Origin of the sequence: Woronichinia naegeliana WA131, from assembly GCA_025370055.1 — a bacterium.
Classification (GTDB): domain Bacteria; phylum Cyanobacteriota; class Cyanobacteriia; order Cyanobacteriales; family Microcystaceae; genus Woronichinia; species Woronichinia naegeliana.
Window position 1 is genome coordinate 2,177,120 of sequence record CP073041.1, and the last position, 13,891, is coordinate 2,191,010.

A 13,891-nucleotide genomic window follows, 5' to 3' on the forward strand; every position below is an offset into this window, starting at 1 on the left:
TCCTATGTTACAGTTTTTAACTATTCGGAAATTAAACTACAGCTTAATGTAATGAATCCCTGTATATCTCAGAATTTGGCCCAGAGTTAAAATTCTTTGTATTTGATCATCATCAATCCATAACTCTGAATCAGGGCTTTCTAATGCAGTAAATTCATTATCGTAGTAGATATAAACTTGACCACCATCAGACGGACGTAAAACTAATTTAATAGAGCGTCCTTTTTTTGTTACACCATTAATAACTGTTTTTGACTCTTCACACCAATTTGTACAGTCATAATCGGGATGTTGACTAAGATATTTTTGAATATTCCGTTTTGCTCTGGCAATAATTGCTTGAACGTATTCAAAGTTATAACCTTTAGCAATACGAGCCAAACACCGCCCCATGTAAGAGCCACAGAATCTTGATTGAGCATTTTCTAGTTCTTCTGGGGAATCAATGGCTAAACTCAATAATAAGTTTTCTAAGTCTTCAGGCGATAGTTCATCAGGTGAATATGATTCTTGAGCTTTTGCCGCAGCTTTTTCCTGTCGAGACTTTTCAATAAACTCGTTGAACTCTTCTGGGGAAATATCTTCTGGTAAAACCGCTAATCGTTCTTTAGGGATATTGACTATTTTCAGAATTTCTTCCTCATTGTATCCATTAGAGTTACTGAGAATATCTGCTTTAAATTTCATATTGCTGATAATCTCTTCGTCAGTCTGTAAGCGATGACGTTTTTCGTAAAGCGGTAAGAAAAATTCCTTTGCTAAAGACTCGTGTTCATTAAACCAAATGAATAACTGGGCAAATATCTTTTTATGTTTTTCAGTTCTCGATTGACTTAATCCCTCATTCTGAAGGATTTTCTCGACTCTCTTGCTAATTTCACTAGCAATTTCACTGATATTCTTAGTCTTGATATTTAAAGACAAAATAACACTAGGAATTAACATTATTGAATTATCAATTAATTCACTACGGCAATTGTAACCAAGCTCTTCAAGAATATCTTTAAGAGTTTCATCAATATCTGAATCTATAAAGAGATCGTTAATTACCTGTAAGTTACCTTGTTGATCGGGGATAATTTTATCGTTGGTAACATTAACCAAAAAATCTTTCTCAACCACAAAATTAATCAAATTACTTAGCCATTGATAAGCATCCTGTTGAAGATGGTTATTCAATTCAGAAATAGTTTCTTTACTGGCAATATCTGTAAAAAGCTCCTGAACAAAATGCTTGTCACATTCCTGCCAAATTGCTTTGTCCCAATTTCCTAAATATTTTTGTTTGGGCGTTTCTGGATAAAAATCAGTCGCAAATTGCCAGAATTGTTTTCGCAGTTGACAAATCTCGTTTGTATTTTTACTTTCAGGCGGAGAGCAACTAAGTAAATGTAAAACAGCAGAATGAATATTGGGATTTTTGTTATCTCGAATAATCGGGTTAATGCGATTGACAATATCCGAAAGATTTTTAGTAACAGCTAAATTGGCAATTGTAATTTGACTATGCTTTAATTTGGTGCGCCAGTTATCACCTAAAAGTTCCAGAATATCTTTTAGTTGGTTAGGAATATTATCGTCTAACCACAGTTCTCCTTTTTTCTTGAAATCATTATACTGATTGGGAATAATTGCAAAATCATCTAATAACTTGCCATTATCTTGATTGACAAATTCAATAACATCTGTCAAATAGACAAGAGTTTCATTTTCGGGCTTGCTAATGCGATCGCAAAGTTGCTCAAGACTAGACAAGTTCGCAATATCGTTCGCTAAGTTTTTGATTCCATAACGGATCGAATCGGGCCAAGTTTTATCAATGATTTCAAACCAAAACTCCAAATGATCTTTTTGGGGTAAACGATCAAACCATAATAATTTAGCAAAATCCCACACCTTTAAAGCTTTGTTTAATGAGCTACTAAAGGGAAATAGAGCATCTTGCAATTTGATTTTAGGATTTTCTAAATCATCTGTATAGACAATTTCACTATTTAATAGATTGTTTCGCAAAACAGATTGTACATTATCTCGATACCAAGTTTGGGAAATCCAATCTTTCTCTTGTGGCAACTTCGTATTAGCTAAAAAATATAAATTTTGCCAACTATGATTACTAGCATATTCTAAAAGGCTAAGATAAAGTGAAACGGCTTCTTGTATAATTTCTTTGTTATGAATAACGTGTGATTCACTTTTATCAGTTAGAAAAATTCCATCTCTAGGTTCAGTCGGTTCTAAAAAAGGGTTATTGATAATCGCAGGAAAAGAAAAATTTTCAGTTCCGATTAGTGGAAAATCTAAAAATAATCGAGGTAAAGATTGATTAAAAGAAATAATTCCAATTTCATCATTATCTAAAGTAATTGGGATGGCAATAGTGGTCAAATTTTCAGATAAATAGATGTAATATAATTTGTCAAAAATGCCGTCATTGACTCTGTTAAATTCAATGAGTTTAATTTTTTCGGTTAGGTTTCGAGAACCGACTTTTTCATAAATAACGCTTTGTCCAGCTTGAGTTGTCTTGACTGAATTAATCCGATCAATAAAAATCAAAGTATAAGGCAAGGCATTTTCTAAATCTTGAAGTCCAATTTCAGCAATTTCTCGTCCTTGCTCATCTAATTTATAAGTAAAGATCGTGTTAAATTCTGAAAAAGCTGGCTCTGATATGCTTTCAGATTGACTTAAACTTTTTTCGGCACATTCAAAGGAATAGCTAATACTAGCAATTAACTCTTTTAAGTCTCTTCCACTACGATCTAAAGGAAAGCAGATTTTTGAAAAAGTTAAGTCCTCTTTTTGATAAATACCTTTAACTTCAACTTGTTCTGAGAGCAAATGAGTAGTAATAAAACCTGTACCAAAACGTCCTGTAGTCTGGGGTCTCACGTCCAGATTGGCATTATCTCGATCCTTATCTTCCGAACTAATTTGTTGAATTAAGCCTTCAACATTAGCAACCGTAAAATAGCCAAAGTTATGTTGAAATTCTAGCGATTCATTATAGTCAATAACAACTGAAACTTTCTCGTCGGAAAAGTCAATAGCGGCTTTATCTTTCGCATTTTGCAGTAATTCCCAAATCCAGCGACGTTTCGAGTTTTCTTCTGCCAACATCTGCAAGTTACGCATTTTTTCAAAAATCTTCTGCGCCGCTAAACGGTTTAATCTGTCAATCGCTTTTTGATTAAATTCTGACATGACTTTTCCCAAGGGTTTCTTCTGAAAATTTAATGAATATGAAAGAGCGAGAACCTTCGTGTAAAACACTCAAGCAAGGCTTAGGGATTAGGAATCGCTCGGATTAATAGTGTCACAACACTAGTCGTTACGGCTACCACAATTGGCACAATCAACGCCTTTACCCCCTTCAAATCAGACACATCCTTCACTAAGATTTTTTGCTCCGTTTCAATTGTTTCTAGACGTTGTTCCACATTATCCATACGTTCCTCTAATCGAGTCTGGGTTGCCTGTAAACGCTCCTCAAGACGAGCTTGCCCTATTTCCAAACGGTTAAGACGCTCATCCATTCGTTTCAGTGATTGATTGATTTCTCCTAAAACTTCCCTGAGATCAGTTTCTAGTATAAGTGGCACAGTCATCATCACCTCCTTAGAGTAAGGCGCAATTTTAGTTTACCTTGTAGGCTTTTCGGCATAAAAAAATGAATTAAGGGAGGTATAGGAACTGAGAACTGACGGCTCTTCCCAATTCCTCTTCCCAAAACCGTTAGGCCTTACGAGAGTAGTACTCAACGACCAACAATTCGTTAATTTGTAACGCCACCCATTCTCGTTCAATCACACTATTGACTTTGCCAACTAAGGAATTTTTGTCGAATTCTAGATGGGTCGGGAGGTTGGCTAAACCAGGGTATTCCATATTAGTTTGTACCAGTCTGCGAGAGGCATCCTTATTGCGGACACTAATCACTTCACCCGGACGACATTGGTAGCTAGGAATATCAACGACGCGGCCATTGACGGTAATGTGACCGTGATTGACTAATTGGCGAGCAGCCGGAATGGTTCCAGCCATCCCTAAACGGAAAACGGTATTATCCAAACGCATTTCTAACATTTGGAGTAAGGCTTGACCAGTAGAACCCGTGGCCCGACGTGCTTTTTTCACATAGCGGACTAATTGAGTTTCCGTAATACCGTAGTTGAGGCGGAGTTTTTGTTTTTCTTCGAGACGAATCGCGTACTCGGAGCGTTTTTTACGATTTTGGCCATGTTGACCAGGGGCATAGGCCCGACGGGGTGTTTTGCGGCTTAAACCGGGGAGTTCTCCCAGTCGTCGCACAATACGCAAGCGTGGCCCTCTATAACGAGACATATCAGGTATTATCTCCTGGTGAATTATTGATCCCAAAACTATGATTATAGCCGATTTGTTGTCTATTCGCCTAAATAGGCTTCCAGTACCCGTTGATTGTTTTGAATTTCCTGGGGAGTGCCATCGGCTAGGTTACTTCCTTCTGCTAGAACCCAGACGTGGTGACAGAGAGACATGATCACATCCATATTATGTTCAATGATCAAGAAGGTGATGCCTTGGCGATTCCAGTTCTGAATATGTTCGCAAATTTGGCCAATTAGGGTGGGATTGACACCGGCGGCGGGTTCATCAAGCAAAATCAGTTTGGGATTAGTCATCAAGGCTCTTGCCATTTCTAGCAATTTTCGTTGTCCTCCCGATAAAGCTCCTGCATAGTCCTGGGCTTTGGCCGCTAATCCGACGGATTCCAAAATTTCTAGGGCTTTTTCCCGATTCTGTCTTTCTTCCTGTCTGACTTTACCCTGATGGAAACAGGCTTTTAGGATGTTTTCCCCAGTTTGCTGTTGAGTGGCTAGTAACATATTTTCTAAAACCGTTAAACGGGATAATACTCTAGCGACTTGGAAGGTACGCACACAACCTTTGAGGGCAATTTTATGGGGATGGAGTTGTTGGATCGGGCTACCATCAAAAATGACTTCACCGCGATCGCAGCGAATAAAATTAGAGAGCAAGTTAAATAGGGTGGTTTTGCCTGCACCGTTGGGGCCAATTAAGCCTGTTATACTGTTTTTTTGTACGGTAATCCCCGCACTATTAACGGCTTTGAGACCACCAAAACTTTTACAGAGTCCCTGGGCGCAAAGAAGAGCGTTATCCGTTGTTGTCTTCATATCACTGACTACCAAATATCCTGCAAAGATTAGCACATCTTAGTGGTAATGAGCAGTGACAGAGCGATCATTCAAGATTAATGTTGCGGTAATATAGCAGAAAGAGATTGAGTAAAATCTAGACAACCAAGCTTTAGAGAGAACAACTATTTCAAGGAATCTAATACTTTCTGATGAGTGATCCCTTTTTCAGTCGAGAGAAATTGAAAAAATTTTGGCGTTTCTGAATCAAGCGATGAATGTTAATTTTGCACACATCTAAAAGTCAGTTTGAGTCTAGGTTTTAAAAATTCCATGCCAGAAGATTCATATCTCGAATCAGCAACGTCGACTTTTGCTACTTCTCTGCTTAGACTAACAAAAGAGAATCAGAGGATCAATAGAGCTTTTGAAAGCTTACATCACGATCGCACCTACAAGCCTGTTAATGAGCAACCATCTGAGTTGTGGCCCAGAGTAAAAAGGGAAGGGTTATTAAACTGGCTAGGGTAGAGGAGACGACGGTACGAGCAACCTTAATTGCATCTCCTCCAAATTCTGTTACTAACACCACTGTATTGACGGCGGTGGGCATAGCTGTTTGGAGAATTAAAACCTGAAGGTCGATCGCCTGAAGATGAAGCAATATTCCTACCCCATAGGCAATCAGAGGGGCTAAGAGCAGTTTGAGGGCCGTTGCCCCTAATTCATGACGACCTAGCCCAAAACGAGTACGAGTTAATTGGATCCCTAAAATAATTAAAGCGATGGGAATAGCCGCTTGTCCCAATTGATTAAGGGTAACTTCTAAATTGGCGGGTAATTTGAGATGCCAAACCTGAAGTCCTAGCCCTCCCGCGATCGCCCACATCAGGGGTAATTTGAGGGTGAGAGTTAAGCCGGAACGAACCGAATGGCCGGCTAAAAGGGCGGGAAGAATGCCAAAGAGGAGAATGCTAGAGCCGATCATGTAAATAATGGCCCGTTGTAAACCGTCTTCTCCCAGGGTAAAGGCCAGCAGGGGTAAGCCCAAATTGCCATTGTTGGGTAATAGCGTAGTAGCCAAAAGACTCTTGCGAGTTAAGGTTGGCAGCTTCAGTATTTGTCCTAATCCCCAAAGCACCAGATACCAGATAAAGAATCAAAGAAATTAGGGTAAAACCGGCCAGTAAACCGAAGGCACTGTGCAGAGATAGATGATTGCGATAGAGTCCGTCAGCCACTAGGGCGGGAGCCAAGATATAAACACTGAGTTGGGAGAGGGTGTGCACCTCTAAAGAAAGGGTTCGGCCAGCGATCGCGCCTAATAAGACCATTAAGGCAACGGAAATTAGGGCAGGGAAAAAGGCGGTCATGGGGTACGGGGTTAAAAAAGATCAGTCCAATGCAGAAGACGGACTCGGTTACAATCACATGAGATTATTGCTATTTTATGATTGGATTCAGTTAGATTTTATGACTTCTCCTTCTCCCCTTATCGGCATCATCATGGGCAGTGATTCCGATCTACCAACCATGCAAGCGGCGATCGCGGTGTGTGATGATTTTACGGTTGCCTGCGAAGTGGCCATTGTCTCGGCCCATCGTACCCCAGAAAGAATGGTGAACTATGCAAAAACCGCTAGGGAAAGAGGTTTAAAGGTCATTATTGCCGGAGCAGGTGGAGCCGCCCATTTACCTGGTATGGTGGCAGCCTTAACAACGTTACCCGTGATTGGTGTTCCGATTCAAACCAAAACCCTTCAAGGGATTGATTCTCTCTATTCCATTGTGCAAATGCCGGCGGGAATTCCTGTGGCCACAGTGGCGATCGGTAATGCTAAAAATGCGGGTTTGCTGGCCGTGCAAATTTTAGGAGCCTATGAACCCCGTCTTCAGCAACAACTTCAAGATTATCGTCAGGCTCTGCAAGATCTGGTTTTAGAAAAACAAGCTTTGCTAGAAGATGTTGGTTATCAGGCCTATCTCCAGGAGATGGGTAATAATGGGGTCTAATTGACAACAAACTTTACAAAATTAAGGAACCCCTGATGTTGCGTTGGTTTTGGACTGGATTAACCGTTTTGTGTCTTTGGCTGCTAGTCAGTTTTCCCCTCCAGGCGGCAGAACTTGACCTTCCCTCCTTCACAGAAGAACAATTACAGGCAGGGGAAGCGATCGCCCAACAAGCCTTTGAAGCCACCGAAAAGGGAGATTTTGCCCAGGCAGAAAGTTATTGGACAACTTTAATTACGGATTTTCCCACTAATCCGGCGGTCTGGAGCAACCGAGGTAATGCCAGGGTTAGCCAGCATAAAATAGCAGAAGCCATTGAGGATTTTAATCAAGCGATTCTCTTGGCCCCCGATCAGCCCGATTCCTATCTCAATCGCGGAGCCGCCCTCGAAGCCCAGGGCAATTTTCAAGCAGCGATCGCCGACTATAACCAGGTCTTAGCCATTGATCCCCAAGATCCCATGGCCTATAACAATCGTGGCAATGCGGAAGGGGGTTTAGGAAATTGGCAACAGGCCCTAACCGATTTTCAAAAAGCCTCAGAAATTGCCCCGAACTTTGCCTTTGCACGGGCCAATACAGCCTTAGCTCTCTACGAAATGGGGAAAAAAGCCGAAGCGATCAAAACCATGCGAGATCTGGTTCGTAAATATCCCATGTTTCCCGATATGCGAGCCGCTTTAACCGCAGCCCTCTGGACAGCCGGACAACAGGGAGAAGCCGAAAGTCATTGGGTAGCAGCCGTGGGCATGGATAGCCGTTATCAAAATTTAGATTGGGTCAAAGAAATTCGCCGTTGGCCACCGACCATGATTGCGGCTTTAGACAGTTTTCTCAACTTACAATAAGCTTAATTTTTCTTAGACAAATCTCATCTGATTGCCAGTTAATATTATTATCCTTTTTCATTTTGGGGTCTATTTTTCTATGACATCGAGTAACGAGCCGAGTCTTTTGTTAAAAGAACGTTTGCGATATCAAGGTCGTAAATTTGACTTTGAAGTTTGTCAGCGTCGCTTACCCAATGGAGTAGAAGGTGAGTGTGAATGTATTCGTCATCCAGGAGGAGCTTTAGCGGTTCCCTTAACTGCTGATGGTCGTCTGATTTTAGTGAATCAATATCGATTTGCTCTGCAAGGACGTTTATTAGAATTTCCGGCTGGAACCGTTGAACCGACCGAAGATCCGGCGGAAACCATTAAGCGTGAACTGGAGGAGGAAACAGGCTATCGAGCTTACCAATGGCGATCGCTGGGAAAATTTCCCTTAGCACCAGGCTATTCCGATGAATATATTTATGCCTATTTAGCCCAGGATTTAGAAAAGTTAGCCCAACCGCCTCAACAGGATGAGGATGAAGATATTGAAGTGGTTTTGATGACCTTTGCTGAATTTGAACAGGCAATTGTAGCGGGTCAAGCCATTGATGCCAAAACCATTACGAGCTATTTTCTCATGAAACTGAGCTTGGCAGCATAATTTTAGGTCGGTTAATGTTATGAATCCCTTAGTCCTTTTTTGGCATCGTCGTGATCTACGAATCAATGATAATTTAGGTTTGGCCAAGGCACGGGAAAAAAGTGCAAAAATTGTTGGTATTTTCTGTCTCGATCCCCAAATTTTAGCCGCCGATGATTTAGCTCCCGCTAGGGTTACTTATTTACTGGGTTGTTTAGCCGAATTACAGACAAGTTATCAGCAATTAGGCAGTCAACTGTTAATTTTTTCGGGTTCCCCTGCGGATATTTTATTGAATTTAGCTCAAGTCTTAGGGGCAAAAATTGTAGCCTGGAATCTAGACTGTGAACCCTATGCCCAAAAACGAGATCAATTAGTGGCTACGGCTCTACGTGACCAGGGCATTATGGTAGAAACGGGTTGGGATCAACTGCTACATTATCCAGGCGAAATTTTATCTCAAAATCAACAACCCTATACAGTTTATACCCCTTTTTGGAAAAACTGGTCTCAACAACCTAAAGCCCGCATTGCATCCACTCCTAATGGTTTAGACGGTTTGACCCCAACAGAATTAAATTTAGTAGAAAGTTTAGATGAAAATTTCAGATCTATTCCCTTACCCACTGCGACGGAATTAGGCTTTATTTGGCCCCAGACTTTACCCTTAGAACCTGGAGAAAAAGCAGCCCAAGCTCAATTAGATTGGTTTGTGGATCAGGCTCTCAGTGATTATCAAGAACAACGCAATTTTCCCGCGATCGCCGGAACTTCTCAACTTAGTGCGGCTTTAAAATTTGGCGCGATCGGCATTCGGACAATTTGGCAAAGAACCTTAGACGCGCTGGAAAACAGTCGTAGTGAAGAAACCAATGCCAGTATTAAAACCTGGCAACAGGAGTTAGCTTGGCGAGAATTTTATCAACATTGTCTTTACTTTTTTCCAGCTTTGACCACAGGAGCCTATCGAGATCTTTTTAAACAATTTCCCTGGGATAATAATCCTGATTATTTTCAAACCTGGTGTGACGGAAAAACGGGTTATCCGATTGTTGATGCGGCCATGCGACAGTTAAATGAAAAGGGATGGATGCACAATCGTTGTCGGATGATCGTGGCTAGTTTTTTAACCAAGGATTTGATTATTAATTGGCAATGGGGGGAAAAATATTTTATGCAAAAACTCTATGATGGCGATCTTGCTGCCAATAATGGCGGTTGGCAATGGAGTGCTTCTAGTGGTATGGATCCCCGTCCTTTACGGATTTTTAATCCGCTTACCCAGGCCCAAAAGTTTGATCCTGAAGCTGATTATATTCGTCAATGGTTGCCCGAACTGCGATCGCTGGAAACGTCGGCTTTATTAACGGGAAAAATTTCTCCCTTGGAACGTCGTGCCTTGGGATACTATGACCCCATTGTGGATCATCATCAACAGCAACAGGCCTTTAAGCAAAGGTACAATGCGGTTAAAGATAGCCAGATTTGACTAAGTTAAAGTTGCTAATTTGTTTACAAAGCTTAAATGTTCTGGCGAGTCTAAACCTTTTTGTAAGGTGACTAGAACCTGGGCTAAGTTACCCGTCAATAAGGCTTGATAGTTTAACTCTAAGCACAGGACAAAAGGCTTAAAAAGTCAGCAACAGGATTTACGCACTCTTACTACCTATTTTCTCTTTGATAGCTGGTAACACCTCCTTAATTTTATGCTTGAGCAGTTTGACCCTCTTCCCACTGCCAACTCTTCATAGTTTTTCAAATTTAGAATTGCTGAACCCGCTCATATAAAGCCGTCCTCCGCTATCGATAAAGGATGAGGTTTCTACCCATTTTTTCCGATGACAAAGGCGAAGACTGGCCTGGGGAGAAAGACGCAAAGCATCCAGGGTTTTCACAACAGGAGTGCAATCCTTTGAACAGTCTAAGGCAACCAGAATGGAATTAAACACAATTACCTATTCCTACCATCAGTCGTAACATCGGAAAACAAGAAAAAGCAGCAGAGTCAATTCCCCCTAGCGAACTATCCGGTACTTTCCCGATTAAAATTCCACACAGGCGATCGCGATTCAACCTTGACCAAACCTTATCGAACTTCAGTCTCCAGTTGTTTTACAGGTACAAAACACTCTCCAGGTAGCAAAATAGGCTTATTATTAAACATCAATTGACCGCGATGGGTTTCCTTGTGAATGGCAATCCCTAAGGGCCGCCGAGAGGAGCGGGGATGCAAAACGCAGTAGCTACGGTAAATACGCCGAGCCATCCGCAATAGTTTCGGATCTAACAATAGGGGAATATCTGAAAAATCCCCCTGCATTTCCATCTCATCAGGAATATATACCAAAATTTTATCCTCCTCACGCAGTACTTAAAATACAATAACCGTTTTGATGTTAATAATAACGAATGATTGTTGAGACGAAAACATTTGCGATCGGTGGCATAAGAAAAACTAATGATCGAGAACCAGGCTTTAGGGGAACTTTGGCTTTACCCGAAAATTCTCAGAATTGAGTAAACTGAGACTAGCTGCTCCTTACCTTTGCCTAAAACCCCGTATGAAGTTCCTTGCTGCCCCTATTCAGTCATCCCTAAAATTTTGGCAAAGCTCTATCCTACTGCTCATCACCTTAGCGGGAAGTTCGATGTTGCTGAGTAACGGCGCTCAAGGGGTTAAAGCCCAATCTCCAGCCCCAGCTAGTCCCATGACGGTTCGTTCAGACATTCAAGAGGCCAATTCTCAAACGGGGGTAGTGACAGCACGGGGAAACGTTCAAGTTTATTATCCGGCTCGACAGATGCAGGCCACCGCAGCCCAGGCTCAGTATTTTAGTCGAGAACGGCGATTAGTTCTCAGTGGCAATGTTTATGTATTGCAAGATGGCAATAGTATGCGGGCTGAAGTGATGACCTATCTAATTGATGAGGGGCGATTTGTGGCTAATCCCCAAACGAGTCAGCAGGTTGAATCCATTTATTTAGTCAAAGAAACCCAGGAAAATAACTCTAATGCCTCTGGCCCTGCTTCAACGGCCCCTGGTTTAGATGAATCATTACCCACCTTACCGCCCCTGAATGCTAATCCCTAGTCTTTTGAGCGACCTAGTTGAGCGAATTATATTGTGACCTTGGTTTTAGAGAATATCCATAAACTGTACGGCAAACGTTGTGTCGTCAATCGCGTTAATGTTCAAGTCGCGCCGGGGGAAATTGTGGGACTGTTGGGCCCCAATGGCGCAGGGAAAACGACCACTTTTTATATTGCAACGGGCTTGATTAAACCGAATACTGGGCGAGTTTGGTTACATCAGCGTGATATTACCAGTCTTCCCCTCAATCAACGGGCCAGACTGGGTTTAGGCTATTTAACCCAACAGGCTAGTATTTTTCGCCATCTCAGTGTCAAGGAAAATATTTTATTGGCCCTGGAACAGACAGGGGTCTCTTTTCCCCAACGCCAATATCGTCTTCAACAACTGCTCTCAGAGTTTCGCCTTGAAAAAGTTGCTAATACGAAAGGTTCCCAGGTCTCTGGTGGAGAGCGACGACGGACGGAATTGGCCAGAGCTTTAGCGGTGGGGATGGAAGGCCCCCAATTCTTGTTACTCGATGAACCCTTTGCTGGGGTTGATCCGATCGCCGTTGCCGAAATTCAGACGATGATTGCCCAATTACGGGAACGTCAGATGGGAATTTTAATCACTGATCATAATGTGCGGGAAACCCTAGCGATTACCAATCGGGGTTATATTATGCGGGATGGTCAAATTTTAGCGGCTGGTAGTGCAGAGGAACTTTATAGTAATCCCCTGGTGCGTCAATATTATTTGGGTGAAAAGTTCCAATTATAGAAGGGTTGCTGCTCATTTCCTTGGCTAAGGTAGAGGGCCACTGGTTCGCCGTTAGCTGAATTTGTACAGACTATTTACTTTGAGACCTTGGCATTCTGGTTATGAATAGCGATCGCCCTAAAAAATTGCCCATCAGATTACCGCGCCTATCGGTGATGGATCGCTATATTTTTATTGAATTACTCTTGCCCTTTTTGTTTGGCATGGGTTTATTTACCTCCCTTGCCCTATCCATTGGCACCCTATTTGATTTGGTACGACGGGTGACGGAATCTGGCTTACCGTTAATTATTGCCGTCAAGATTTTATTTTTAAAAATGCCTGCCTTTGTTGTGCTGGCCTTTCCCATGTCCATGCTGTTGTCCAGTTTGATGGCCTATAGTCGTCTTTCCAGTGACAGCGAAGTGATTGCTATGCGAAGTATTGGGGTGGGCATTTATCGCCTGATCGTTCCGGCTCTTTTATTTAGTATGGTGGTAACGGGTTGTGCTTTTATTTTTAATGATCAAGTCGCCCCCGCAGCTAATTATGAAGCCTTAATGACGATGGAACGGGCCATTAGTAGCGACCATCCTCCCACCCAGGAACGCAATATTATCTATCCTGAGTATGGTAAAGAAAGGCAACCCGATGGCAGTGAACAAACGATTTTAAAACGTCTTTTCTATGCAGAAGAATTTAATGGCGAAAAGATGAAAAGTTTGACGATTCTAGACCGTTCTCAAGCGGGAGTTAATCAGGTTTTAACCGCAGAATCGGCCAAGTGGAATATTATGGAAAATACCTGGGATTTTTATGATGGTACTGTTTACTTAATTGCCCCCGATGGTTCCTATCGTAATATTGTCCGTTTTAAGCATCAACAATTGGCTTTACCCCGTACCCCTTTGGATTTACTAAACCGCGATCGCGGCGATGGGGAAATGAGTATTGGTCAAGCCAAACGCTATTTAGAGATTATTAAACTGAGCGGAGATGATAAAAAAATTCGGAAACTTCAGGTGCGGATTCAGTCAAAAGTGTCTTTGCCCTTTGTTTGTTTTGTCTTCGGTATCATTGGGGCAGCGATCGGGATTCGTCCTCAAAATACTAATAAGGCAACGAGTTTTGGCATCTGTGTTGGCTTAATTTTTTCCTATTATTTGCTTTCATTTCTCAGTGAATCCATGGGCATTTGGGGCGTGTTAAGTCCAGTAATGGCGGCTTGGTTGCCAAATCTATTGGGATTTGGGGCCGGAATTTTGTTATTAATTCAATCAGCCCGTTTACGTTAAGTATAGCCATAGCCAGAAAGGTTAGGACGCAGCAGAGTGAAGAACAAACTCGTTAGTGTCTTTATTTATTCGTGCAGGTAGAAAATGGTATGAAAAGGTGTAAAACAAGAGAATAAAAAAGATTGGAAAGGATCTTGCTGTAAAATTT

The 13,891-nt window shown here is 41.8% G+C and carries 14 protein-coding genes; 7 read left to right on the forward strand and 7 right to left on the reverse strand.

The features are described from left to right. Positions 1 to 36 precede the first annotated feature (36 nt). From KA717_11125 to KA717_11150, 6 genes are all read right to left on the reverse strand, one after another. Positions 37 to 3,207, reverse strand: a complete 3,171-nt coding sequence (locus KA717_11125; protein ID UXE63161.1) for a hypothetical protein — start codon at positions 3,205 to 3,207, stop codon at positions 37 to 39. Between the two features lie 80 nt (positions 3,208 to 3,287). After that, a complete protein-coding gene (locus KA717_11130; protein UXE63162.1) occupies positions 3,288 to 3,611 on the reverse strand; it encodes a hypothetical protein in 324 nt (107 codons plus the stop codon). A 127-nt stretch (positions 3,612 to 3,738) separates the two neighbouring features. After that, entirely contained in the window at positions 3,739 to 4,347 is a 609-nt protein-coding gene (gene rpsD / locus KA717_11135; protein ID UXE63163.1) for a 30S ribosomal protein S4, read from the reverse strand. 62 nt (positions 4,348 to 4,409) lie between these two features. Beyond that, positions 4,410 to 5,183 carry an ABC transporter ATP-binding protein gene (locus KA717_11140; protein ID UXE64625.1) on the reverse strand — a complete coding sequence of 258 codons (774 nt, stop codon included), beginning with the start codon at positions 5,181 to 5,183 and terminating at the stop codon, positions 4,410 to 4,412. A gap of 424 nt (positions 5,184 to 5,607) precedes the next feature. Then, positions 5,608 to 6,228 carry an AEC family transporter gene (locus KA717_11145; GenBank protein ID UXE63164.1) on the reverse strand — a complete coding sequence of 207 codons (621 nt, stop codon included), beginning with the start codon at positions 6,226 to 6,228 and terminating at the stop codon, positions 5,608 to 5,610. Then, positions 6,119 to 6,517, reverse strand: a complete 399-nt coding sequence (locus tag KA717_11150) for a hypothetical protein (GenBank protein ID UXE63165.1) — start codon at positions 6,515 to 6,517, stop codon at positions 6,119 to 6,121. The genes KA717_11145 and KA717_11150 overlap by 110 nt, the downstream gene beginning before the upstream one ends. 100 nt (positions 6,518 to 6,617) lie before the next feature. On the opposite strand from KA717_11150, the gene purE reads away from it, so the two are divergent. The 4 genes from purE (at position 6,618) to KA717_11170 (ending at position 10,104) form a co-directional block, all read left to right on the forward strand. Next, complete coding sequence (gene purE, locus KA717_11155; protein UXE64626.1) at positions 6,618 to 7,157, forward strand: 5-(carboxyamino)imidazole ribonucleotide mutase; 540 nt, start codon at positions 6,618 to 6,620, stop codon at positions 7,155 to 7,157. Positions 7,158 to 7,192: 35 nt separating this feature from the next. Then, on the forward strand, positions 7,193 to 8,005 hold the full coding sequence (locus KA717_11160) for a tetratricopeptide repeat protein (GenBank protein UXE63166.1): 813 nt from the start codon (positions 7,193 to 7,195) through the stop codon (positions 8,003 to 8,005). A 79-nt stretch (positions 8,006 to 8,084) separates the two neighbouring features. Next, a complete protein-coding gene (locus tag KA717_11165; GenBank protein UXE63167.1) occupies positions 8,085 to 8,636 on the forward strand; it encodes an NUDIX hydrolase in 552 nt (183 codons plus the stop codon). Between the two features lie 19 nt (positions 8,637 to 8,655). Beyond that, entirely contained in the window at positions 8,656 to 10,104 is a 1,449-nt protein-coding gene (locus tag KA717_11170) for a deoxyribodipyrimidine photo-lyase (protein UXE63168.1), read from the forward strand. A 597-nt stretch (positions 10,105 to 10,701) separates the two neighbouring features. Here KA717_11170 and KA717_11175 read toward each other — a convergent pair. After that, a complete protein-coding gene (locus KA717_11175; GenBank protein UXE63169.1) occupies positions 10,702 to 10,962 on the reverse strand; it encodes a hypothetical protein in 261 nt (86 codons plus the stop codon). Between the two features lie 301 nt (positions 10,963 to 11,263). Here KA717_11175 and KA717_11180 point away from each other — a divergent pair, with 301 nt between their 5' ends. The 3 genes from KA717_11180 to KA717_11190 all read left to right on the forward strand — a co-directional run bounded on the left by KA717_11180 (position 11,264) and on the right by KA717_11190 (position 13,743). Further along, positions 11,264 to 11,707 (forward strand): ostA-like family protein, encoded by a 444-nt coding sequence (locus tag KA717_11180; protein ID UXE64627.1) that lies wholly within the window; start codon positions 11,264 to 11,266, stop codon positions 11,705 to 11,707. 33 nt (positions 11,708 to 11,740) lie between these two features. Then, a complete protein-coding gene (gene lptB, locus KA717_11185) occupies positions 11,741 to 12,469 on the forward strand; it encodes an LPS export ABC transporter ATP-binding protein (GenBank protein UXE63170.1) in 729 nt (242 codons plus the stop codon). A gap of 155 nt (positions 12,470 to 12,624) precedes the next feature. Further along, on the forward strand, positions 12,625 to 13,743 hold the full coding sequence (locus KA717_11190) for an LptF/LptG family permease (protein ID UXE64628.1): 1,119 nt from the start codon (positions 12,625 to 12,627) through the stop codon (positions 13,741 to 13,743). Positions 13,744 to 13,891: the final 148 nt, after the last annotated feature.